Raw genomic sequence first — 24,849 nt, forward strand, 5'->3', positions numbered from 1 at the left:
ATGGGAGGCTTTTTATAATTGTCATCGCCCTCACTCAGCGCATGCTGGTAAAACACCGTATGAAGTGTTAAAAAATAAGCTTGGTCTTTAAGACTAAACGTCATCCGAGGTTCTGAGTGACACAGCGTAGAGATTTTTATCTAAGAACATTCTACCCGTAGTGGTAATTTCACTTATTTTTAGAGGATGGTAAATACACTACTTATCTTATTATCTTACTTACCTTTTTTTAGCAAATCTTTCAATGCCGCAATATTTGCCCTTTCCCCTTCGGTTTCTTTTAACCGACGACGTTTTTGAGCATAAATATCAAATATCTCTTTGGCTTTTTCATCAGCGGCTTTCTTACTAATTCCACCTGCGCCTTGTAATACATCACGGTCATTGAAACTTAAAAACTGATCTAGCTTAGTATCCCAATCTTGTAAAAAAACTTGCTTACGGCGCAGCGCTTGGTCTTCAGCAAAATCCAGCCACATATTGACGATACGGTTTAATTCTTTCAGCTCATTTTCGCGTAGATAATTCTTCGCAATCGTGACATCGGTTTTACGCACCTCATCAAATTTATAGCTGGTTAAGCCCATATCCGGCTGACTGGCATCTGCGCGACTAGCTATAAGCTCCGCAGCAGTCATGCCAGTACAAGCAAAATGCAGTTTGTTTTGGATGGTTTGGAAGAAACGAGTTGTTTCTTTATTGGATGGTTCGTAATCCGCTGCCATGGTGAAGATCTCTTTCACCCGTAAATATACCCGCCGCTCACTGGCACGAATATCACGGATGCGTTCGAGCATCTCATCAAAGTAATCCGGTACGACTGACTGACCGATAGGCGGATTTTTCAGCCGTTCATCGTCCATCACAAACCCTTTAATCAGATACTGTTCCAGCGTTTGCGTTGCCCACTGACGAAACTGAGTACCACGGACAGAGCGGACACGGTAGCCAATGGCAAGGATCATTGAGAGATTGAAGTATTTTACATTGTACTGCTTAGCATCATCCGCAGTTGTTCGGTAAAACCGAACAACTGAATCTTCGACTAACTCACCCTCAGTAAAAATATTGCGAATATGCTCACTAATCGTGGACTTAGCTTTACCGTAAAGCTCACAAATCGAGGATTGAGATAACCACAACGTATCAGACTCAAAGCGGCATTCGACACGAGTTTGACCATCTTCACTGCGGAACAAAATAAATTCACCCTGTGGTGCTTCAGGAAGATTATCACTCATTACATGGCCTCCGCTCTATACGTTATGCATAAACTGTGAACAACAATATAGCATATTTAACAAAAAAATAAGGCCACCAGCAAATAGATAGCAAGCACATTATTTTATGAAAAAACAATGTAATACGATCCCCTATACTATCCATCTTTCTGAATAATATTCGTACATTTTTCAGTCATCACCCATAGCGCCTTATTCAATTTACTATCACTATCAATACCATTCACCGAACATGTACGAGTATGCTTACTTTTCACATTTCTGCCTAATAGCACTCCTGTGAGTCAATTCTCTTGCAAACGTTTTAACATTTGTTGAACTAAAAATAGCTTAATAACTGATCATTAAGGGATTGATTGAGTTTTGGGAGGTGTAATGAACTTAAGTGGCGGAAGATCACAGGAGTCGAACCTGCCAAGGACCGCTGGCGGCCCCATCTGGATTTGAAGTCCAGCCGCCCCACCGGGGACGATGATCTTCCATATAGGATTATTTGTATGAAATAACATGATGATTATACGCTGAAATAAAATCATTCCCAAGTGCAATAAATCAATAAAACCTCTTTCAAAGAAAATAATCCCGCTTTTGAGTAAAAAAACTGATAATTAACGCGATACTATTGAACTTATGCACTTTCATCCTCATCTTATTACCTATGACGAATAAACTCAGTGATGTATGCCATGTCACTGTAAACCCAGATACAGGATGTTTTTTATGTCAAATCCATTACTTAGCACAACGGGATTACCTGCATTTTCCCAGATAGAACCAAAACACGTTGTACCTGCCATTAAAGAAGTTTTAGCTAATTATCGTGCAACCGTAGAAAAACTTCTCGCTGACAACACCGCTTTTAGTTGGGATAATCTTTGCCAACCGTTAGCCGAAGCGGGTGATAAACTTTCTCGTGTTTGGTCTCCTGTTAGCCATTTAAACTCCGTTAAAAATAGTGCTGAATTACGCGAAGCTTACGAGCAGAGCTTACCTTTACTGTCTGAGTTCAGTACTTGGATGGGTCAGCACGAAGGATTATATCAAGCCTATAAATCTATCAAAGAAAGCGCTGATTTTGCCTTACTGACTCAACCACAAAAAAAAGCCGTTGAGAATGCATTACGTGACTTTGAATTATCCGGTATCGGTTTACCAAAAGAGAAACAACAGCGTTTTGGTGAAATCAGTGCACGCCTATCAGAACTGAGCGCCAAATTTGGTAATAATGTGTTAGATGCGACCATGGGGTGGTCTAAACTTATCACCGATGAAAGTGAACTTGCTGGTATGCCACAAAGCGCCATTGATGCAGCCAAAGCAATGGCACAAGCAAAAGAGCAACAAGGTTATCTATTAACGCTCGATATGCCAAGCTATCTACCTGTTATGACCTATGCTGATAATCGTGAGCTTAGAAAAGAGATGAGTATTGCTTATAGCACTCGAGCCTCTGATCAAGGCCCTAATGCAGGTCAATGGGATAATAGTGAAGTGATGGCGGAAATTTTAGCATTACGCCATGAGTTAGCTCAGTTGCTCGGCTTTAAAAATTATGCCGAAAAATCACTTGCCACTAAAATGGCAGAATCACCAGAACAAGTACTTAATTTCTTAACTGATTTAGCCTCTCGAGCTCATCCTCAAGGTGAAAAAGAGCTAGCTGAATTAACGCACTTTGCCAAAACGCATTATGGTGTGGAGAAACTAGAGCCTTGGGATCTGGCTTACTACAGCGAAAAACAAAAACAACATCTATTCTCCATTGATGACGAACAGCTACGCCCTTACTTCCCAGAGCACCGTGCATTAAGTGGCTTATTCGAAGTGGTTCACCGTATCTATGGTTTAACGGCTAAAGAGCGTCATGATATCGACACTTGGCACGATGATGTACGTTTCTTTGAATTATATGATGAAAGCAACACATTGCGCGGTAGCTTCTATCTTGATTTATACGCTCGTGAACATAAACGCGGTGGTGCTTGGATGGATGATTGCATTGGTAGAATGCGTCATGCTGATGGCACACTACAAAATCCTGTCGCCTATCTTACCTGCAACTTTAATAAACCAGTAGGTGATAAACCCGCACTCTTCACCCATAACGAAGTAACCACGCTATTCCATGAGTTTGGTCATGGTCTACACCACATGCTAACGCAAATTGATACCGCTGATGTATCAGGTATTAATGGCGTACCATGGGATGCGGTTGAGTTACCAAGCCAATTTATGGAAAACTGGTGCTGGGAGCCAGAAGCGTTAGCCTTTATTTCTGGTCATTATGAAACTGGCGAGCCATTACCGCAGGCTATGCTTGATAATATGCTCAAAGCAAAAAATTATCAGTCTGCGATGTTTGTATTACGCCAACTAGAATTTGGTCTGTTTGATTTCCGCCTACACGCTGAATATGATCCGGCTAAAGGTGCTCGTATCATGGAAATACTAAATAGCGTAAAAGAGAAAGTCTCGGTAGTACCTGCAACACCTTGGGCGCGATTCCCTCATGCCTTTAGCCATATTTTTGCCGGTGGTTATGCAGCAGGTTATTACAGCTATTTATGGGCTGATGTACTGGCTGCTGATGCCTTCTCTCGCTTCTCTGAAGAGGGCATTTTTAATCGCCAAACAGGTCAATCATTCCTTGATAATATTTTAACCCGTGGTGGTTCAGAAGAGCCAATGGAGCTGTTCAAACGCTTCCGTGGTCGTGAGCCGAAACTTGATGCTATGCTCAAAGGCTACGGCATTAAAGGATGATATGTGAATATCTGTTTACTTTGTGAAGAAGGCGCTGATAACAGCGCCTTATCTGCTTTAGCGCAACGTTGGGGATTAATTCACGACGCCACACAAACTATGGCGTTAGTCTTAACGCCCACTCACCTTGAATTGCGTAAACAAGATGAGCCTAAACTTGGTGGGATCTACGTGGATTTTGTCGCGGGTACTATGGCTCATCGTCGTAAATTTGGCGGTGGTCGTGGTGAAGCGGTAGCAAAAGCAGTAGGTATTAAAAAGGATTATCTACCCGATGTGGTTGATGCAACAGCAGGATTAGGCCGTGATGCCTTTGTATTAGCCTCTATTGGTTGTAACGTAAGAATGGTTGAACGTCATCCTGTGGTGGCTGCATTACTTGAAGATGGCTTGAAACGCGCTTATCTCGATGCAGATATTGGTGAGTGGATGCAACAGCGTATGAAGCTCATTTATGCTTCATCTGCACAGGCACTCACGCAAATTAGCCCTACACCTGATGTAGTCTATCTTGATCCTATGTATCCCCATAAAACCAAAAGCGCATTAGTGAAAAAAGAGATGCGGGTATTCCAATCTCTTGTCGGTGCGGATGAAGATGCTGATGCATTATTAGCACCAGCCATGGCACTGGCTAAAAAACGAGTGGTTGTTAAGCGTCCTGATTATGCTGAGCCGTTAAATAATCAACCCGCACATGCAAGTGTCACCACCAAAAATCACCGTTTTGATATCTATCCTTGTATCTAGCCATAGATAACCCATAGAGGGGCGTGTCTCCCCCTCTTTTCCCGTAACTTTTTAATTATAATATCGCTATCTATTGAATAGTATATCCACCATCAATCACCAGATTATGGCCATTGATCATATCCGCTGCAGCGCTTGCTAAAAATACAGCCGCGGCAGCAATCTCTTCTGGCTCAGCAAATCGCCTTGCCGGTATTTGCGCTTTCATCTGTTCACCTTTTTCACCTTCCCAAGCCTTTTTACCTAAATCGGTCATCACAATAGTAGGGGATATCGCATTGATTTGTAGGCCTTTGGGTCCCCACTCTAGCGCCATCACCTTTGTCATATTGATAATAGCGGCTTTACTTGCACAATAGGCAATATGTTCTGGTAAAGCGATAATACCTGCTTGAGAGGCGAGGTTAATTATCTTACCTTGCCCGCGTTGTAGCATATGCTGCCCCACTTGCTGACACAGTAAAAAAGTCCCCGTTAAATTAACTGATAAGGTTTTATTCCAATCTTCAAGAGATAACGATTCGGCGGGAGCTAAAGCGACAATACCTGCACAATTAACAAGAATATCAATGCGATCGAACTCTTCAATGACTGAATGTACCGCTTGTTTTACGGACTCTTCACTTGAAACATCACACCAGATCCCCACCGCACTATTTAAACGATGCGCCACTTGCTCAACCTGCTCTGATCTATCCAACAAAGCGACTTTAGCCCCTTTTTCGATAAACATCTGTGCGATAGATAAGCCAATTCCAGCCGCACCACCAGTAATAACAGCCACTTTATTCGAGAGAGTAAAATCAATTTGCGTAGCCATATAACCTCCAGCTTAAAAATAAATAGTCACTCTTTTAAGCATAGCAGATGAAAATTAGGCCTAAGGGGGAAGAGAAAATGATTGAAACGGTCAGAGCGAGCGCTATGCACTCGCACTAACTTAAAAAATTACAGCACGCCTTGCGCTAACATTGCATCAGCAACTTTAACAAAACCTGCAATATTAGCCCCTTGAATATAATTAGTTTGTTTACCTTCACCGCCATAGTTTACACAAGCGTGATGAATATCCAGCATAATATGATGTAAGCGAGCATCAACTTTCTCAGCTTTCCAACTCAAGCGTGCTGCATTTTGCGCCATTTCTAACCCCGAAGTTGCTACCCCTCCAGCGTTAGCGGCTTTACCCGGTGCAAACAAGACTCCCGCCTCAATAAAAGCATCAGTTGCCGCAATGGTCGTTGGCATATTTGCGCCTTCGGCAACAGCTTTAACACCGTTTTTAATTAACACTTTTGCGGCGTCTAAATCTAATTCATTTTGTGTAGCACAAGGTAGTGCAATATCAACAGCGACAGCCCAAGGCTGTTGCCCTTCAAGATAAGTTAAACCAAACTCTTTGGCGTACTCTTCAATACGACCATAATTATTTTTAATTTCAGTTAAGCGAGCCAGTTTTTCGGTTGTAAATCCAGCTTCATCCACCACGGTTCCGCCAGAATCTGAAGCCGTGACCACTTTCGCACCCAGTTCAAGGCATTTTTCAATGGTAAATTGTGCCACATTGCCAGCACCAGAAACGGCTACACGCATTCCCTCAAGGGACATACCGTGACGTTTAAGCATTGCGTTAGTAAAATAGACTAAACCGTACCCTGTGGCTTCTGGGCGGATCAAACTGCCACCAAATGATAAACCTTTACCCGTAAAGACACATTCATTGCTATTCGAGAGCTTTTTCATCATTCCGGCCATAAAGCCAACTTCCCTTGCCCCCACACCAATATCTCCCGCGGGGACATCAGTATCAGCCCCTAAATGACGATAGAGCTCAGTCATTAACGCCTGACAAAAACGCATTACCTCTGCGTGGCTTCTCCCCTTGGGATTAAAATCAGATCCCCCTTTAGCGCCTCCCATCGGCAGTGTTGTCAGTGCATTTTTAAAGGTCTGTTCAAAACCTAAAAATTTTAAAATAGAGAGGTTTACCGATGGATGAAAACGCATTCCACCTTTGTAGGGACCAATAGCAGAGTTAAATTGTACTCGCCATGCGCGATTAACTTGAACTTGTCCTTTATCATCTAACCAACAGACGCGAAACTGAATAATACGTTCAGGCTCAACTAAGCGCTCAAGTAATGATTGTTCACGATATTGTGGATTTTTCTCTAAAAAAGGCCACAGAGTGGTAAAAACTTCACGTACCGCCTGATGGTATTCAGGTTGATGAGCGTTATATTTTTCTACCTCTTCTAAAAACGAAGATAATGAGCCAGATCTATTCATTCAGCTATTCCTTTTTATGTAATGTGATGTTGGCATAACCTCATTTATTCGGAATATTTTTGGGATTTATGTGAGGTTGATATTGTTTTGCCTATTGAATATATCATTAAAATGTATTCCTACTTCAAGACATTTTTTTTACAATTAGACAAAAAAAAAAGCTTGACCTCACTAAAGGCTAATAAAATCAGGATTTTTGGACAAAAAAATACCTGCATAAGCAGGCATTTTTTTTGCTTAAATAATCAGTTGATTACTCTTCATCATCTTTCAGAGGAACAATTAACATATCAACATGAACGGTATTAATTAGTTGACGTGCTGATGACATCAATTTGCTCCAGAAATCTTGGTGATGACCACAAACCACTAAGTCCATATCGTATTTTTTAATCGCATCAACAAGAACTTGGCCTAAATCCCCGCTACCACTGAGTGTTTCTTGGATCTCATAACCTGAGTTATCAGAGAGATCTTTTAGTGCATTACGTGTTTCATCAGTGATGCGTTGTTGCATATCACCAAGGTTAACATCAATTAAACCGGTATACAGATCAGAGTAGTTAACATCAACGTGAATTAAGGAAACTTTGGCATTATAGGGTTTTGCCATAGATACAGCTTTCTGCACCAAGACGTTGCTCTCAGGGGATAAATCAACTGCAACTAGAATATGCTTATAAGCCATCGTAAACTCCTTCCATAAGCTGATTAATCGGTCGGAAAGGCTATTACGCCTATATCCTTTACATTAAATATAACGTTTTATGATGAAAGTTAGATGTTGCCTTGATCACAACTTAGTGCAAATACCATCAAAGAAAGCATCTATCGGTAACAACAATATACACCATTTTAAATAAGTGAGGAGTCGTTCTTCGACAATATCCACATATTAATGTGAATAATGCACAAGGCACAATAAAAACACCCTATTAGAGTTATTTTTTAATCATTTTTTTGAAAAAGCGAACAACTTGAACAACTCGCTTTTATTTCTTGCTTAATATCACCTAGACTTAAATAAGAGAAAAATTAACCTTTCCATGTAAATGCAAAAGGTTTTCTCATCTCAGAATCAGCTATTCTAGGGAGGGGATTATGTTTAGTGTCATTGTTATCTTTTGGGCGTTGTGTATTCTTTGCCTGATTAATATGATGCGTTATTTCTCATCAATTCGGGTATTACTCACCATATTGCGCCAATCTGATCCATTACTTTACCAATCTGTCGATGGGAATGGATTTTTCACTATGCATGGTCAATTTTCAAAACAGTTAAGACTTATTCGATATATAAATCAACGCCAATATACTAACCACCATGATCCTGAAGTGATTATGCGTTGTGAACGGATTTATCGACAATTCTACCTAGTAAGTCGCTTTTGTATTCTTGCTGTAGCAAGCTTGATCGCCATGATTATTTGGTAGGTTTTATAGGGATAAAAAAACGGTGACGAGTTAGTCACCGTTTCTCAATACTATTAGGATGCTTATTATTATCAGCTATTCACCAGCAGTGAAAGTGAAATCCAATAAAGCACACCGGATAAAGCAATACTCACTGGTAATGTTAAGATCCAGGCCAGCGCAATATTTTTCACGGTTTTGGTCTGCACCCCACCACCATCAACAATCATCGTACCTGCAACCGCAGATGATAACACTTGTGTTGTTGATACTGGCATACCTGTATAACTTGCTACACCGATAGAAACTGCCGCAGTCACCTGAGCAGAAACACCTTGTGCATAAGTCATACCTTTTTTACCAATCTTCTCACCGATAGTGACCGCAACGCGTTTCCAACCTACCATTGTCCCGATAGAGAGCGCTAAAGCCACAGAGATAATGATCCAAATTGGTGCATATTCCACTGTATTTAGCAGGTCACGACTCAATGTTTTTAAGAACCGTGCATCTTGGGCGCTAGTTTCTGGTAGTTTAGCAACTTCCGTAGCTGTATCAGCAATACACATCAGTAAGCGACGCATTTGAGCACGCTGGTCTGCACTCAGCTCATCATAAGAGCTAATACCAGACAACATTTGTTCTGTTTGATTGAGAACAATTGGCGTTCTTGCGCTATTACAATGAAAATCCGTGTCGTTAGGATCAGCTTGTGCTGATACTACCGGGGTATTTTCAATCGCATGTTGTAGAGCTGGTTGATGCTTCTCATAATACTGTTGTAAGTGTACAACGGCATCATGAGTTTTAGTGATATCGTATCCGCTAGCATTCATATTGACGACAAACCCTGCTGGGGCGACACCAATTAAAACTAACATGATAAGACCAATACCTTTCTGACCATCATTCGCACCATGTGAGAAACTCACCCCTACCGCAGATAAAATCAGCGCGGTACGAGTCCAAAATGGTGGTTTGCGTTTACCATCTTTTTTCTCACGTTCGGCAGGGGTTAGGTGGATACGACGACGTTTTTTCGTGCCACTCCAATAGCGACGTAACAAGAAAATCATCGCGCCAGCAATCACCAAGCCAATAATTGGGGAAAGGATAAGAGAAAGGAAGATACTGATCATTTTAGGTATGTTTAATGCATCAACGATTGACGAGTCTGTCACGATAGCATTTGTTAAACCAATACCAATGATAGCACCTATCAGCGTATGTGAACTGGATGCTGGAATACCGAAATACCATGTACCTAAGTTCCAGATAATGGCAGCTAACAGCAACGAAAAAACCATGGCAAGGCCATGAGCCGAGCTCACATTTAGCAGAAGATCTGTCGGTAATAAGTGAACAATAGCGTAAGCCACGCTCAATCCACCGAGCAAAACTCCAAGGAAGTTAAATACACCCGCCATCACGACCGCAAATTGCGCACGCATAGCACGAGTATAAATAACAGTTGCTACCGCATTTGCGGTATCATGAAAGCCATTAATGGCTTCATAAAATAGCACGAAAATCAGTGCTAAAACCAACATTAAACCTGTATGAAATTCCAGGTCAGTAAACAAATGTAGCATAGACGTTAAGCCAGTTAGTTGGACATGAACGCGGCGCATTATCAGCGACAAATGCGAACGGTGGAAGCGAAATTTAACCTTTTTTTGATTTGATAACCAAGGAAAATGACGGGTTTTTAAGATAATTCCTTATATATCATTTAATTAATAAACATAAAAAAAAAGTAAATTTCTGATAAATTTTTTGCTTGCAAATACGAATTTAGGTGAAAAATACAGATTTCTCCATATAATTTTACAAAATACTCTGATTTTACACGAAGATCACTGATTAAGTAGTCAGAGACAACCAAGAACGAGACATCATTGTGGGATCATTCGATACAGTTATTATAGGTGCAGGGGCCGCTGGACTTTTTTGTGCCTCTTTAGTAGGACAAGCGGGATTATCTGTTTTAGTTTTAGATAATGGCAAAAAAGCCGGCAGAAAAATTTTAATGTCTGGTGGTGGACGTTGCAATTTTACCAATATGTATATCGAGCCATCAGCTTACTTATCCGATAATCCTCATTTTTGTAAGTCAGCACTTGCTCGCTATACACAATGGGATTTTATCGAGTTAGTACAAAAGCACCATATTGCTTACCACGAAAAGACATTAGGGCAATTATTTTGTGATGATTCTGCCCAGCAAATTGTTGATTTATTACTCGCAGAATGCCATGAAGGAAAAGTAAGTATTCGCTTACGTAGTGAGGTGACTCAAATAGAGAAAACCGCCGAAGGCTTTACTCTTTTGGTAGGAGGGAAAACAATAACCGCCTCCTCTGTAGTGATTGCCAGCGGAGGACTTTCAATGCCCGGTTTAGGTGCCACCCCTTTTGGCTATAAAATTGCGCAACAATTTGGCCTTAATGTATTGCCCACTCGTGCAGGCTTAGTCCCTTTTACATTACACAAGCCACAACTTGAACAACTCAGCCCGCTCTCTGGTGTGGCGATCCCTGCTATTGTCACCGCTGAAAATGGCACCCAATTTAAAGAGAATATTCTTTTTACTCATCGTGGGCTTTCCGGTCCTGCTATTTTACAAATCTCTAGTTATTGGCATCCGGGAGAGAATGTGAGCATTAACTTACTTCCTGACACGGATTTGGAAGGCTATTTACAAGAAAAACGACAAGCACAGCCGAATCAATTATTAAAAAATACACTTTCTCGCCTACTACCGAAGCGTTTTATAGAGATAATGATTGAAAATAATCAACTGCCTGATACCTCACTGGCTCAACTTAGCAATGAACGTATTACACAAATAACGACGTTGCTACAAGCATGGCTTGTTTTACCTAATGGCACAGAAGGTTATCGCACTGCAGAAGTCACCCTAGGTGGTGTTGATACCCGTAATCTCTCCTCTAAAACGATGGAAGCAACAAAGATAACAGGTCTCTATTTTATTGGTGAAGTGGTTGATGTCACAGGTTGGTTAGGAGGATATAACTTCCAATGGGCATGGAGCTCTGCTTATGCCTGTGCCCAAGCATTGATCTCTCGACACATGACTAAGTAGGCGCGTTATTTTTATAAATAACCACACAAAGTATAGGCTAACTTATTGGTTATAATGATTTTTTTAAAAACAAAATAAAATAACTCGTTAATCAGTGAGTTAACAAAATTGGCATTATTTTTTTCTGTTTTGATTAAAAAAAACACTTTACAAATGATAGTGAGAACTATTATCATTAAATCACTTTCAGATGCACCACCTTCAGGGTCATATGAAAGAACGACATTGCTCACATTGCTTCCAGTGTTTTACTTTAGCCAGCCGGGTGCTGGCTTTTTCTTTTCTAGCGTTTGTTCGATTGTTTTATTTTTTCTTATTCAAATTATTTGGATCCTCAGATTAAATTCCTCCGCTTTTTTACTTAGCTTAATTGCGTAAACTGTGTTCAACAACTTCAGAGAAGGAAACACATTATGATTTATTTACGCAAAGCAAATGAAAGAGGCCACGCTAATCATGGTTGGCTAGATAGCTGGCATACCTTCTCTTTCGCAAGCTATTACGATGCTAACTTTATGGGATTTTCCGCCTTACGCGTCATTAATGAAGATAGAGTGATGCCCGGTGAGGGTTTTGGTACCCATCCTCATAAAGATATGGAAATTTTAACCTATGTGCTTGAAGGTAATATTGAGCATAAAGATAGTATGGGTAATAAAGAAAATGTACCCGCCGGTGAATTTCAAATAATGAGCGCAGGTACAGGTATCACTCATTCCGAGTACAACCCAAATAGTGATAAAGGCCTGCATTTTTATCAAATTTGGATCATGCCTGATACCACCGGTATTACACCACGTTACGATCAACGTCGTTTTAATACCACAGAGAGTAAACAGCTTATTTTGTCACCAGATGCACGTGATGGCTCGTTAAAAGTGTTCCAAGATATGACGCTGTGGCGTTGGAACCTAAAAAAAGGAGAAGAGGCACAATATCAGCCAGAAGCAGGAAGAAATGTTTGGTTGCAAGTCGTTAAAGGAAAGATAGCAATTAATGACATTATTGCGACCACCAGTGATGGCATCGCCATCGCGAATGAAGATATTATCTATTTCGTTGGTGATGAAGACAGTGAAGTCTTGCTGTTTGACTTACCTCCTGTAACAGCATAGTTGGGCTACCAACCTAAAGCCACTTTTTCTCAAACAATTTATTTCACTTTGTTTTCTTGTTAACTCCCTGAGATGTCTTTCATCTCAGGGAATTTTTTATCAATAAAACCAGTAACTAGCGTTTAGGGCCCACTTTTGTTAACGCTTGTCCTACTGGCGTATCAGTATATTTATCAAAGTTTTTCACAAAGCGATCAGCAAGATCGTCCGCTTTAACATCCCATTGTGCTTTATCCGCATAGGTGTCTCGAGGATCTAAAATTTCGCTATTAACGCCAGGAAGCGCTGTTGGGATCGCCAAATTAAATACAGGCAGAGTTTGAGTCTCCGCTTTATCAATATCACCATTTAAAATGGCATCAATTATCGCTCGAGTATCTTTAATTGAAATACGTTTGCCCGTACCATTCCAGCCCGTATTCACTAAGTAAGCTTGTGCTCCACAAGCCTGCATACGTTTTACTAACACTTGAGCATATTGTGTTGGATGGAGTGATAAAAATGCTGCCCCAAAACACGCAGAGAACGTCGGTGTTGGCTCTGTCACACCACGCTCTGTTCCAGCAAGTTTCGCAGTAAAGCCTGATAAGAAGTGATATTGAGTTTGCTCGGGTGTTAAACGAGCAACCGGAGGTAACACCCCAAAGGCATCAGCGGTTAAGAAAATGACTTTTTTAGCATGACCCGCTTTCGATACCGGTTTGACAATATTATCAATATGATAGATTGGATAAGATACACGGGTATTTTCTGTTTTTGAGCCGTCATCAAAATCAACACTACCATCTGCTAATACCACGACATTTTCTAATAAGGCATCACGTTTAATGGCACCGTAAATATCTGGCTCAGCTTCTTTTGATAGATGGATAGTTTTAGCGTAACAACCTCCTTCAAAGTTGAATACACCATCATCATCCCAGCCATGTTCATCATCACCAATCAGTTTACGCTTAGGATCTGTTGATAATGTCGTTTTACCTGTCCCTGACAAACCAAAGAAAATGGCTACATCACCACTTTCGCCAACGTTTGCCGAACAGTGCATAGAAGCAATACCCTTTAATGGCAGGAAGTAGTTCATCATAGAGAACATACCTTTTTTCATCTCTCCGCCATACCAAGTACCACCAATTAACTGAATGCGTTCAGTTAAGTTGAAAGCAACGAAATTTTCAGAGTTTAATCCCTGCGCTTTCCAATTTGGATTGGTACATTTAGCACCGTTCATCACAATAAAGTCAGGTGTAAAATTTTCTAACTCTTCTTGCGTAGGGCGAATAAACATATTCTTAACAAAATGCGCCTGCCAAGCCACTTCGGTGATAAAACGCACTTTTAATCGCGTATCTGCATTAGCACCACAAAAGGCATCAACGACAAACAAACGTTTGCCTGATAGCTGCTCAGTAACTAATGATTTTAAATCAGCCCATACTTGCGGTGAGAGTGGTTTATTATCATTTTTACCTTTGCCCTGATCAGCCCACCACACAGTATCACGAGTAACATCATCACGAACAATGTATTTATCTTTCGGAGAACGTCCAGTAAAAATCCCCGTATCAACAGCAATAGCGCCTAACGAGGTTAATGTGCCTTTCTCATAACCTGTTAATCCTGGCTTAGTTTCTTCTTCAAATAATAAGTCATAGCTAGGGTTATAAATGACTTCACTAATGTCATGAATACCGTACTGCTCGAGATCCTTAGGGGTAAGACCTTTAACGTTCATAGTTTTGCTCCTGATAAATAGGCTTTTCTATGAGCATTATTAAGGTGTTACAACTAATTAACAGCGATTGTTATCAATATTTTGAAAATTTATATTTTTTTTATGTTAATAACGAGAACTAATGCACAAATCTACAGAAAAATTGTTGAATAAAAAAGGACGCAAAATAGCGTCCTTTAGGGTGATTTACGTTGCTAAATCGAATCAGTGCAAATTAGAGCTAGATAATTTATTGATATTATTAATATCTTCTTCAGTGAAGATATAATGAGCACCGCAATATTCACACTCCATATCAATTTTACCTTGTTCTTGTAACAGATGAGCTACATCTTCTTTAGATAATGTTACTAATGTATCTTCACAACGTTTACGAGAGCACGTGCAATGGAATGCTATCGGTTGTGGATCATATAGTGTCACATCTTCTTCATGATATAAGCGATGTAAAATCTCTTTAGTATCAAGTGTAAACAGCTCTTGAGCTTTAATGGTGTGCGTAAGTTGTGTTAATAGCTCAAAGTGTTCTGCTGTCTCATCAGCACTATGTTCTGCACTCGCAGGTAAGGCTTGTAATAACATACCTGCACCCGCCGCTTTTCCATCTTGCAGACCTGTGCGGATAAAGACACGGGTAGGTAACTGCTCTGATTGATTAAAGTAGTTATCAATACAAGCTTCTATCGTTTCACCATCCAACGCTACAATACCTTGGTAACGCTCACCTTTTTTAGGTGTGATGGTAATAACCATAAAGCCATTGCCCATCATCTCTTTTAAGCTGCTACCGGCTTTAACATCATCACTAAAACGTGCAACACCGCGCATCTGTTGTTCATTATTGCCGTTAATAACCACTAATCGTACTGGGCCATCACCTTGTAATTGAACGGTAATATCACCATCAAATTTCAGCGTAGCTGTTAACAAACTTGTCGCGACCAATAAATCACCTAACAGGTGTTGAACTGGCTCAGGATAATGATGATTTTCAAGTATTGATTGATAGGTTTCCGTTACGGTAACTAATTCACCACGTACCGCGCTTTTTTCAAATAAAAAGCGTGATAAAGCGTCTTTTTTAGACATAATCTTCTCTCATTGCTGGGGAGCGGTTTAATCCGATCCTGGTAAATTTGTCTGTTTCAAGCGAAGTAAGGTGCGTCTTTCCTTTTTATCAGGTCGACGTTCGGGATGAGGCATCGTTAACGCATTCATTTTTCTTGCTAGAGCGATTTTTTCTCTCTTGGCAATACTCTCTGGTGTTTCACAATAGAGCAATTGTGCTTGGGCCGCCCCTAGGCGCTGTGCACTCACCATTAAGACTGTAACTGTCCGTTCATCATTACCTTGTCGTAAGCGTATTTCAGCCCCAACTTCAACATTTTTACTTGGCTTGCCTCGCACACCATTGTAATGGACTTTACCTCCTTCAATCATAGTGCGAGCAATGGCACGCGTTTTATAAAAACGTGCAGCCCAAAGCCATTTATCTAAACGGACAGCGCTTTCTTGCGATGGTTGACTCATCCCTTTCTCTCCTTAACTTCAACTTCTTCATGAAGGCGATAGAGTAAACACATTGCCTTCCACAACAAGGAACTTACTGAGGAGGGCGATAAAAACAGTGCTCGTAATATTGACTGATTTTATGCATGCGTTGATTATTTTGTCGCCGGCGCCGGATGATAAAAAATACATTCAGGATCAAAAATCCAATAGCGAAGAATAATAATAACGTATTACCGATATAATATAACAGGGTCATTGAGTCAGGCATGCTATGCAAAAAGATTTGTAACGTACCATTCGCATCAATTACCATCCCCGTTATTACACCTCCAGTATTAAAAGGTGTGTGTAATAAAATATCAGATAATCGCTGTAATTCTCGCCATTGCTCTAATGGTGTAGGTTCAAATACAGAATTGGTATTTGAAGCATAATCAACGAGCTGTTTTCTTTCATCACTGATTAAAAGCACACCACCCGGTGGTGGACTATTTAACAGTATTGCGGCCTTATCTATTTCTCGGTAGATAAAAGATGATGTGGTGGTGTCAACGAGCTTTTCCAAGGCCTCAGCGCTAACAGCACGTAATAAAACATTGGTTCCTGTTAATTTGCCACTTTCTGCACGTTGAACTAATGATGGCCAATCATTGACATTACTTAGGTTTACCAAGGCCATTTTAAGCCGAATACATTCATTTTCTCTCGGGCATAAATCTTGTGTTTTCAAGATAATGCCATCAAAATTATCCAAAAGATTCATGCCAGATTTAGTAATAGCTTGACCTAAGCTTGGGTTTACACGGTTGTTAGAAACGGGGTGTAGCTGCTCTTCAACCAAATATAATAATGCTGCCGCTTTTTCAATCGTACTAGACTCAGGCATTGGCATTGGGTTGCTGTTGTTCCAATAAATCCCCGAACAATCAAAAGGTGCAAATATTGTTTTATTATTCTTACTGGAAAGGTTTGGAGGCATATAACACATTCCGACACCTTTGGCCTGAATAATATCCCCTACATGCAGCTTGGCCGTTTCTAACTCCGTAAAGTTAGTCACTAAATGAGGTTCACTCTCTTTTATCCATGAAAAAGTTAACTTCATTGATAATGATAACGGTTGATAGAGATACAGCATACCTATAATAAATAGGCTACAAACAACAAAGATAATATTTTTAATGTAACGCTTATACGGATAGTTTTTTTCTTCATCATGCAATGATAAATAAGGCCCTTGCTTGATAACATGATGATTAGGATACATTTCTAAATAGGTCACCTTATCAATATCATTTTGAATATAAGGTTCCCAATGTGGAGGATAAACTAAATCAATTCCCCCCAACGAAATATTTTTTACCTGCCCATGATCAAAATTACCAAACAGTCCCCAGCGTTTTAAACGCCCTTTAAAACAGTGTACTTCTTGTTTTCGTGATTTGATGATGGGTCGATAAATAAGAAACAAGCCTAAAACAAGAAAAGTCCCTCCCGCAGCCATTATCCAAGGGAGAAAGACTTGTGGCATCATTAATGCCGTTAACCATAAGATTAACCCTAAGCAAATTAACGAGCCATTCCAAAAACCTGAAGAATGATGTAACCGATACTCTTCGTTGGTTTCTTGGCGAATATGTAATAAATGCGCCGCATCACCTTCATTTTTCTGGATAGTGGAAGTGCCATTTGACAGTATGGGTTCAGAAAGTTGTTTTAAACTTAACGCAGAAAAATGTGATTTTTCATCTTTAAGAAAATGGCCATTCACACCAATGACAATGGGGATAGAAGGAGTACAAACGACATCGAGGACATTTTCTTGTTGCAGATAAGGCACCAGTAATGGAGGAATATGGATCTCTACCGCATCAATGTAATAGCGCCAATGATTGAGCCCCTCTGATGATCCCGCAAACCGATTAACAATATTACGCAGTGTCGTAACGACTTCACCTTTAGTGGGTATTTCAGGAAAGTTTTGTAACGAATACCCAGAAGAAAACTTAGAGGTGCCAAAATAGGACAAATAGTCACTAATTACCCCATAATCATCTTGTGTTAGTTTACGGTAAGTCGGTTTGGCGAGGGATGGAAGATGATATGAGCCATCAAGCCGCCTTCTTTTAAAGAATAGAAAGGCGGCCATTATAAATAGGCTAATCATGAAGATAGCCAATATAATGACTGATAATCTCATTTTTTCCCCATACTCATGCTGGTGTTGCTTAGTAACAATAACAAATTTGAAATGCCACCTAACATAAGGCAATTCCTATTCTTTAGTTCTATTTTTTTATTAAAATACAATGAATTATATTTGTGTTGTTGCGTTATAATTTATATATATTATCAATTTTATATCCGCCAACCATGCCATTTTCAGATAAAATAGCGCATCAATAAATAATAATACTCCCAAAAAATCAATCAATAACTGGGTTTAGTAGCGGAGTGTACTCAATTTTCACTAAAAAGCTAAATCTAATTGTTGGATTTATTTTATCATTAATGTGTTAAATTCAGGTTAATCTCTATTCCTATCAGGGGCTGTTATGAAAGAACTAAAAAAACCGAATATACTCAATATTGATAACATTGCCCGTTCTCGGTTATTTCAGATCCAATCCGTTAATCTGGAATTTAGCAACGGCGAAAAACGTATTTATGAACGAATGAAACCCGCTAACCGGGAAGCGGTAATGATAGTCCCTATCATCAATGATGACCTGATCCTTATTCGTGAATATGCTGTTGGCATCGAAAATTATGACTTTGGCTTTCCCAAAGGGGCTATTGATGCGGGTGAAACCCCATTACAAGCGGCCAATCGTGAATTAAAAGAAGAAATTGGCTATGGTGCCGGCTCTTTAACCGAGATAGCTAAACTGTCTATGGCACCCTCCTATTTTTCCAGCAAAATGAACATTGTTATTGCTCAAGATCTCTACCCTGAACAATTAGAAGGCGATGAGCCTGAGCCGTTAGTTCAAATACGTTGGCCTATCGCCAAGATGATGGACTTATTAGATCATCCCGACTTTACCGAAGCTCGTAATGTCAGTGCACTCTTTTTAGCACAACGTTATTTGCAACAAGTTTGTCCAAAATAACAATTGGCTCGCGATATCCAGATAAAATTAAGGCCACCAAATAGGGAGGCCTTGATATCTATCGTCTCTTTTTATTAGAAAATAGCGCGTTACCACGCTTTCACCGCATCACCTTTATAAACTTCTTGCGCTTTTTGCAAAATTTCATCACTTTGGAAAACCGCGACGAGTTTTTTTAATCGTTCGTTATCTTTGTCTATGGCTCTGGCAACAATCAAATTAACATAAGGAGAATCGGTATTTTCCATAAATAAACCATCTCGTTTGGCTAATAGCCCCACTTGTGAAGAGAAGTTATTATTGATGATGGAAAGGTAAATATTAGGATCACTTAACGTACGCGTCAGTTGTGGTGTATCAATTTCTGCAAATTTAAGTTTCTTAGGGTTTTCAATAATATCAAGTGTCGTTGGTAAATACCCCACCCCATCTTTTAATTTAATTAATCCTTGAGCCTGCAGTAATAATAAACTACGACCTAGGGTGGTTGCTTCATTAGAAATGGCGACGGTAGCACCATCAGGAAGCGCCTCTATGGTTTTAATTTTATTTGAATAAGCTGCAATAGGAAAAATAAAGGTTTTACCTATGATTTCAAATTGATAACCACGCTCTTTGCTTTGAGCTTCGTAGTAAGGTACGGTTTGGAACGCATTCACATCAACATCATTATTACGCAAAGCTTCATTAGGTAACACGTAGTCATTAAAGGTGATCACCTTAATATCTAATCCCTGCTTTTCTTTTGCCAGCTTAACAACTTCATCCCAAATTTGCTGATCTGGCCCTGTATTTATTGCCACTTTTAACGGTTTGTCACCTTCATCTGGTGAGCAAGCGGTTAAAACCAATGAAGTACAGGCCAAAAGCACCACTAATAATAATTTTCTCATCTTCTCTCCAATAATCGACCATATCACTCTTATTATTTATAACTTATTGTTATTATTAAGTTTAATGTTTTTATTATGCTATCAAGGGGACTACTTATACTATATGCCAACATGCATTTAGACATCTAGACGTTTAGATAGTTATTTATAACGGGAAAGAGTGGAGAGATCAAAATAGATTTACACACAAAACATGAAATATTTTCATGTTGGAAGATGAGATGTATCTATATCTATTTATTAGATAACAAAAAGCGGGAAAAACAATCTATTATCCCGCTTTAGTTATTCGTTAGATCGCTATTTAATCTAACTTTTTGTTTATTATATTAATCAAAATAGCTCGTTAGATTCGCCATTATCCTCAAAGATCCGTGTACCCACTTCACTTTTTGCTTTTTCTGTTGGCTGAGTGCCTTCAATAAAATACTCTTTCATTGATGGGCCATCTCCCGCCAACTTACCGGTATTGCGATCTATTTGAACGGCAACAACGCCTTTTGGCATTGGCATCATTTGTACCGGAACACCTTCTAAAGCAACTTTCATAAAGTCATTCCAAATAGGTTGTGCCGTTTTGGCACCCGCTTCACCACCCGTTGCGGCAGTTCGCCCTAAATTGCGACTACTATCATCAAAACCAATCCATGCAGTCGCCACAATATTAGCACCATATCCAGAGAACCAAGCATCTTTAGAACTATTGGTCGTTCCTGTCTTACCACCGATATCTTGACGTTTTAAATCTCGCAATGCACGCCATCCTGTACCAGACCATCCCGGCTCACCAACGAGATTGGTTCTTAACGCATCATGCATTAGAAACGCCAGTGGCGTACTTATCACATGAGGAGCATATGGGCTTTCTTTGACTGTTTCAGCAAGAGGAGCTTGCTCTAACTCAATATCAGGCGCCGTTTCTGCCGGTTGCGCTTGCTGAGATTGTGCGACGTTTTCCATATAATCATCAGATAATGCAATAGAGCGCGTAGTATCACCATAAATCACGGGGATATCGGTACATTCAGGACAAGCGACTTTCGGCTCAGCAGTAAAGATCACTTCACCATCAGCATTTTCAATACGCTGAATAAAATATGGCTCAATGAGATACCCACCATTTGCCATTACCGCAAAACCTCGAGCCATTTGCATTGGTGTAAATGAAGGTGAGCCTAAAGCTAATGACTCTGTTCTATCTATATTTTGATTAGGAAAACCAAAACGCAATAGATAATCTGCAGCGTAATCAACCCCCATCGCCCGCATAGCGCGCACCATAACTACGTTTTTAGATTGACCTAAACCTTGACGTAAACGAATAGGCCCTGCATAAGTAGGTGGTGAGTTTTTAGGGCGCCAATCAGTTCCAGCTCCTGCATCCCAACGACTAATAGGTAAGTCATTTAGTAATGTCGATAATGTTAACCCTTTATCTAATGCTGCCGCATATAAGAAAGGTTTGATATTTGAACCAACTTGACGTAACGATTGAGATACGCGATTAAACTTACTCAATTCAAAATCAAAACCTCCCACCAGCGCAATAATACCGCCATTAAGTGGATCTAATGCGACAAAAGCTGCATTAACCTCAGGAAGCTGTGCTAATAACCAATCGTTTTCACTATTTTGTCGTACCCAAATTTGCTCACCAGCATGTACAACAGCATCAACTTTGCTCGGCGTGGCCCCTTGAGCCGTATCAGAAATAAATTTACGCGCCCAACGAACCGCTTTTAAATCGAGTGTTATTTTATCGCCATTTTTTAATACCACCTGAGCTTCTTTAGCATCAGCGGATAACACCACAGCGGGGATTAATGGGCCATAAGTCTGTATACCCTTTAGCTTATCGTTAATGGCTTTATCATCCCAAGGAGCTTGCCCTGCATGCCACAGCACCTCTTGAGCACCGCGATAGCCATGGCGCATATCATAATCAATAACATTATTACGTAACGCTTGTTCAGCGGCTAATTGATCTTTGCGGATAACTGTAGTGTAAATTTTATAACCATCCGTATAGGCATTTTCGCCATAGCGCTGATACATCTCCATTCTGACCATTTCAGTCAAATAAGGCGCTGAAAAATCAATTTGTGGGGCGTGATATTTAGCCACAATGGGCTCAGCTTTAGCACTGTCATACTCTTCGCGGGTAATGTAGTTCTCTTCCAACATGCGTTGTAACACTAAATTACGGCGTTTTAAGGCACGATCATACGAATAAAGTGGGTTTAGTGTCGAAGGGGCTTTAGGTAAACCTGCAATAACAGCCATCTCACTTAAGCTAAGATCATGCACACTTTTACCAAAGTAAACATATGCAGCAGCACCCACACCATAAGCGCGATTTCCTAGATAAATTTTATTGAGATAAAGTGCCAAGATCTCATCTTTTGTAAGCTCTTTCTCAATACGGATAGCCAAAAAGGCTTCTTTGATTTTACGCATTAATTTCTTCTCAGGTGTTAAGAAGAAATTACGCGCTAATTGTTGCGTGATGGTACTGGCACCTTGCGATGCTTGCCCCGATGTTAACGCAACAACAACAGCACGAGAGATGCCAATAGGGTCAATACCATGATGTTCACGAAAACGCGTATCTTCAGTGGCAATAAAGGCATTAATTAATTGCGGAGGCATCTCCTGCAAGGTAAGAGGCAAACGACGTTTTTCGCCATATTGCGCCATTAACTCTCCGTCTGCGCTAAAGACCTGCATAGGAGTTTGTAAACGAACATCTTTTAATGTCGCGACATCGGGTAGTTGAGGCTCGACATATTTATACATGCCATATATCGAGGCTGCTCCCAAAATTATGCAAGCAAAAACGAAGATGAAAAAATATTTTAAGAACTTCACCTTAAATTTCCCATGTAATGTGAATTGGGCAGTTTATAAACAAACAGTGCGTAGTATAAAGGTAACGCCTCTTGGAAAATAGGCTATTACACATTCAATAGATATGGATATCATTTATGAAAACAGATAATTATCAGATTGGTATTGAAATTAATATCAATCATATCAATGCTGTTTTAGTATTTCAGCAGAATAAGCAATGGAAGATCAATGCATTTTGGCAATTCCCTTTACCTCTTAATGATAATATAGATGATATAAATTTAAGAACTATCTTAAAACGATGGCAACAATCTCTACCGCCAATCAACCGTATTGCATTGGCATTACCCGATACAGTGGCAAGTTATCATACCATTGCCTTATCTAACCTGATTTCCCTGACACCAGCAGCCTATTATCGATTAGCACAACTCCGAGCCACATCTCATCAACAAGTCACCAAACAAGCGGTACAATTCGATTATCGGCAACATAACCAACATCTCGCCATCCATTTACATAACAAGACACTGATAGAGACTTATATTGCCTTATTCGCCAAAATAAACTTAACCATCACTGCGATTGATATTCCAGCTTGTGCGTTGCGTTATGTTGCCACACATCTCAACATATCGCCTCACAGCATATTAATTTTTTGTCAAAATAATCAAATGCTTTGGGTTTGTGCAGATAAAGAGATGCCCCATTACGGTACTCTTTCTTATCAAGACCACCAAGAGCAAGAAAAACAATTACAGCAATTACTCATCAAGCATCATTGGCCACAGGAGCAATGTTATTTCTCAGGTGACAATGCAGAATACTTTCGCCAACAAATGCCTATTTGGCCAACCCAAAAAGAGCGGCTATTTATGTCTATACCGCCCAAAAAGACGCTACCTCTAATTGCCATTGGTTTAGCTTTGCGTCCTTGGGAGACAGCATGTATCAAATAAATTTTCTTCCTTGGCGTCAAGCCTTATATCGACATCAAGCACAACGGTGGCTTTATTGGAGCATGATACTCGTTGTTATTACATTCAGTGCTTGCGGTTACTACGCTTATTATTTAGTACAACAAGTAAAAACACTCTCACTTTTACAATCACAATATCAAAAACGTGAGTACTCACTACAAAAGCAATATCACAATGACCAACATGAACAGAAAATCACCCGCTTATATCAACAGCGTTATTGGCATTATTATCAACATTGGCTTCACTATTTAAGTTACCTCGCTTTCTTTCAAGCACTAGAAACACTGCTCCCTATGGAAGGTTATATCGCGCAGTTTTCTGAAAATGATGCAACATTTTCGCTTCAGGTGCGGCTTCCTTGTGAGCAGGCACTTACTTTTATATCTAAAGTTAACCAACACCCCAACCTGACATCATTAACACTCTCCTCTTTTCAACAGAGCAAACAAGATCCCCGTTACAGCGAAATAAGGTTTTCTGGTAAGTGGCAGAGTTGGCAATATCAAGTATCTCAACATAGACATAGCGAACAGGATGTCGATAACAATGAAAATAAAGACTAATTGGGTAATTTATTTCGCCCTTTTACCTTTTTGGCAAAAGGCACTCTTAAGTTTAGCCCCTTCTATAATAGTGAGTTTGTTATGTTATTTATTCAGCTTTTCGGGCTATCAGCAGGACATAACCGCGCAACAACAGCTTATTAGCCAACACCAAACGCAGATACAACAACTGCAGTCGATATTGCATTCGTCTCCTGCTATAGCCTTATTAAAAGCGTTACAACATGACTATAAACTTCCACCACAAACAGGCTCAGCCTATCAGCGTTTACAACAGATAATCGATAACCATCACTTGATACCTCATAGTTGGCAACATAGTGTCGATAATAGTTTTAAGCTACGTTTTTCACTCTCTTACTCACAATTACTAACGTTATTAGCGCATCTACATCAAGCAGGTTGCGCTCTTTCTGCACTGCTCATTTCGCCTATCCCCCCTGATTTACTCTCAGTTGAATTGAATTTAGTCGACATAACGACACCAAATGTTCTAGCGCCTTTGAAGTCAGAGTGAAATATT

Annotated in this window: 21 protein-coding genes, 1 tRNA gene and 1 pseudogene; 10 read left to right on the plus strand and 13 right to left on the minus strand. The window is 40.0% G+C overall.

The window, feature by feature from the left end:
- Positions 1-91, plus strand: a pseudogene (locus tag AACU98_RS18440) (IS481 family transposase); the annotation flags it as partial.
- Between the two features lie 124 nt (positions 92-215).
- Here the strand turns inward: AACU98_RS18440 and AACU98_RS08755 are convergent.
- Positions 216-1,241, minus strand: coding sequence for a virulence RhuM family protein (locus AACU98_RS08755; RefSeq protein ID WP_004249996.1), 1,026 nt, complete (start codon positions 1,239-1,241; stop codon positions 216-218).
- A gap of 386 nt (positions 1,242-1,627) precedes the next feature.
- Positions 1,628-1,722: transfer RNA gene (locus AACU98_RS08765), tRNA-Sec, on the minus strand.
- A 239-nt stretch (positions 1,723-1,961) separates the two neighbouring features.
- Between AACU98_RS08765 and prlC the strand changes: the two genes are divergently transcribed.
- Positions 1,962-4,004 (plus strand): oligopeptidase A, encoded by a 2,043-nt coding sequence (gene prlC, locus AACU98_RS08770; RefSeq protein WP_012368587.1) that lies wholly within the window; start codon positions 1,962-1,964, stop codon positions 4,002-4,004.
- 3 nt (positions 4,005-4,007) lie between these two features.
- Positions 4,008-4,754: a 16S rRNA (guanine(1516)-N(2))-methyltransferase RsmJ gene (gene rsmJ / locus AACU98_RS08775; protein WP_012368588.1), complete on the plus strand. Its 747-nt coding sequence runs from the start codon at positions 4,008-4,010 to the stop codon at positions 4,752-4,754.
- A 70-nt stretch (positions 4,755-4,824) separates the two neighbouring features.
- On the opposite strand, the gene AACU98_RS08780 is transcribed toward rsmJ, so the two are convergent.
- The 3 genes from AACU98_RS08780 to uspA all read right to left on the minus strand — a co-directional run bounded on the left by AACU98_RS08780 (position 4,825) and on the right by uspA (position 7,731).
- Positions 4,825-5,574: an SDR family oxidoreductase gene (locus AACU98_RS08780; RefSeq protein ID WP_012368589.1), complete on the minus strand. Its 750-nt coding sequence runs from the start codon at positions 5,572-5,574 to the stop codon at positions 4,825-4,827.
- Between the two features lie 128 nt (positions 5,575-5,702).
- Complete coding sequence (gene gdhA, locus AACU98_RS08785) at positions 5,703-7,043, minus strand: NADP-specific glutamate dehydrogenase (RefSeq protein ID WP_004246662.1); 1,341 nt, start codon at positions 7,041-7,043, stop codon at positions 5,703-5,705.
- Positions 7,044-7,296: 253 nt separating this feature from the next.
- Positions 7,297-7,731, minus strand: a complete 435-nt coding sequence (gene uspA, locus AACU98_RS08790) for a universal stress protein UspA (protein ID WP_004246661.1) — start codon at positions 7,729-7,731, stop codon at positions 7,297-7,299.
- A gap of 413 nt (positions 7,732-8,144) precedes the next feature.
- On the opposite strand from uspA, the gene uspB reads away from it, so the two are divergent.
- Positions 8,145-8,477 (plus strand): universal stress protein UspB, encoded by a 333-nt coding sequence (gene uspB / locus AACU98_RS08795; RefSeq protein WP_004246660.1) that lies wholly within the window; start codon positions 8,145-8,147, stop codon positions 8,475-8,477.
- Positions 8,478-8,548: 71 nt separating this feature from the next.
- Here uspB and pitA read toward each other — a convergent pair whose 3' ends face one another.
- The gene (gene pitA / locus AACU98_RS08800; protein ID WP_004246659.1) at positions 8,549-10,048 is read right to left on the minus strand and encodes an inorganic phosphate transporter PitA; all 1,500 of its coding nucleotides are present in this window, start codon (positions 10,046-10,048) and stop codon (positions 8,549-8,551) included.
- Between the two features lie 308 nt (positions 10,049-10,356).
- Here pitA and AACU98_RS08805 point away from each other — a divergent pair, with 308 nt between their 5' ends.
- Positions 10,357-11,562 carry an aminoacetone oxidase family FAD-binding enzyme gene (locus AACU98_RS08805; RefSeq protein ID WP_161735840.1) on the plus strand — a complete coding sequence of 402 codons (1,206 nt, stop codon included), beginning with the start codon at positions 10,357-10,359 and terminating at the stop codon, positions 11,560-11,562.
- Between the two features lie 11 nt (positions 11,563-11,573).
- On the opposite strand, the gene AACU98_RS08810 is transcribed toward AACU98_RS08805, so the two are convergent.
- Positions 11,574-11,795, minus strand: coding sequence for a hypothetical protein (locus AACU98_RS08810; RefSeq protein WP_004249847.1), 222 nt, complete (start codon positions 11,793-11,795; stop codon positions 11,574-11,576).
- Between the two features lie 180 nt (positions 11,796-11,975).
- Here AACU98_RS08810 and AACU98_RS08815 point away from each other — a divergent pair, with 180 nt between their 5' ends.
- Entirely contained in the window at positions 11,976-12,677 is a 702-nt protein-coding gene (locus AACU98_RS08815) for a pirin family protein (RefSeq protein ID WP_004246656.1), read from the plus strand.
- A 115-nt stretch (positions 12,678-12,792) separates the two neighbouring features.
- Here AACU98_RS08815 and pckA read toward each other — a convergent pair whose 3' ends face one another.
- The 4 genes from pckA to umoB all read right to left on the minus strand — a co-directional run bounded on the left by pckA (position 12,793) and on the right by umoB (position 18,124).
- Positions 12,793-14,412 carry a phosphoenolpyruvate carboxykinase (ATP) gene (gene pckA, locus AACU98_RS08820; protein WP_004246655.1) on the minus strand — a complete coding sequence of 540 codons (1,620 nt, stop codon included), beginning with the start codon at positions 14,410-14,412 and terminating at the stop codon, positions 12,793-12,795.
- Positions 14,413-14,616: 204 nt separating this feature from the next.
- Complete coding sequence (hslO, locus tag AACU98_RS08825) at positions 14,617-15,501, minus strand: Hsp33 family molecular chaperone HslO (RefSeq protein WP_004246652.1); 885 nt, start codon at positions 15,499-15,501, stop codon at positions 14,617-14,619.
- 27 nt (positions 15,502-15,528) lie between these two features.
- Positions 15,529-15,942, minus strand: a complete 414-nt coding sequence (gene hslR / locus AACU98_RS08830) for a ribosome-associated heat shock protein Hsp15 (protein ID WP_004246651.1) — start codon at positions 15,940-15,942, stop codon at positions 15,529-15,531.
- A gap of 73 nt (positions 15,943-16,015) precedes the next feature.
- Positions 16,016-18,124 carry a flagellar biogenesis regulator UmoB gene (gene umoB / locus AACU98_RS08835; protein WP_161735842.1) on the minus strand — a complete coding sequence of 703 codons (2,109 nt, stop codon included), beginning with the start codon at positions 18,122-18,124 and terminating at the stop codon, positions 16,016-16,018.
- A gap of 355 nt (positions 18,125-18,479) precedes the next feature.
- On the opposite strand from umoB, the gene nudE reads away from it, so the two are divergent.
- The gene (gene nudE / locus AACU98_RS08840; protein WP_004246647.1) at positions 18,480-19,037 is read left to right on the plus strand and encodes an ADP compounds hydrolase NudE; all 558 of its coding nucleotides are present in this window, start codon (positions 18,480-18,482) and stop codon (positions 19,035-19,037) included.
- Positions 19,038-19,126: 89 nt separating this feature from the next.
- On the opposite strand, the gene AACU98_RS08845 is transcribed toward nudE, so the two are convergent.
- Positions 19,127-19,930 (minus strand): MetQ/NlpA family ABC transporter substrate-binding protein, encoded by an 804-nt coding sequence (locus AACU98_RS08845; RefSeq protein WP_004249852.1) that lies wholly within the window; start codon positions 19,928-19,930, stop codon positions 19,127-19,129.
- Between the two features lie 333 nt (positions 19,931-20,263).
- Positions 20,264-22,798: a peptidoglycan glycosyltransferase/peptidoglycan DD-transpeptidase MrcA gene (gene mrcA / locus AACU98_RS08850; protein ID WP_049210494.1), complete on the minus strand. Its 2,535-nt coding sequence runs from the start codon at positions 22,796-22,798 to the stop codon at positions 20,264-20,266.
- A gap of 116 nt (positions 22,799-22,914) precedes the next feature.
- Between mrcA and AACU98_RS08855 the strand changes: the two genes are divergently transcribed.
- From AACU98_RS08855 to AACU98_RS08865, 3 genes are read left to right on the plus strand one after another with little or no spacing between them, the layout of a single operon-like run.
- A complete protein-coding gene (locus AACU98_RS08855) occupies positions 22,915-23,739 on the plus strand; it encodes a hypothetical protein (protein WP_036970520.1) in 825 nt (274 codons plus the stop codon).
- Complete coding sequence (locus AACU98_RS08860; protein ID WP_049203841.1) at positions 23,727-24,326, plus strand: PilN domain-containing protein; 600 nt, start codon at positions 23,727-23,729, stop codon at positions 24,324-24,326. The genes AACU98_RS08855 and AACU98_RS08860 overlap by 13 nt, the downstream gene beginning before the upstream one ends.
- Positions 24,310-24,843 (plus strand): hypothetical protein, encoded by a 534-nt coding sequence (locus AACU98_RS08865; RefSeq protein ID WP_004246640.1) that lies wholly within the window; start codon positions 24,310-24,312, stop codon positions 24,841-24,843. Before AACU98_RS08860 ends, AACU98_RS08865 begins: the two co-directional genes overlap by 17 nt.
- Positions 24,844-24,849 lie beyond the last annotated feature (6 nt).

The sequence above is a fragment of the Proteus sp. G4380 genome (genome assembly GCF_963885725.1).
GTDB lineage: Bacteria > Pseudomonadota > Gammaproteobacteria > Enterobacterales > Enterobacteriaceae > Proteus > Proteus mirabilis.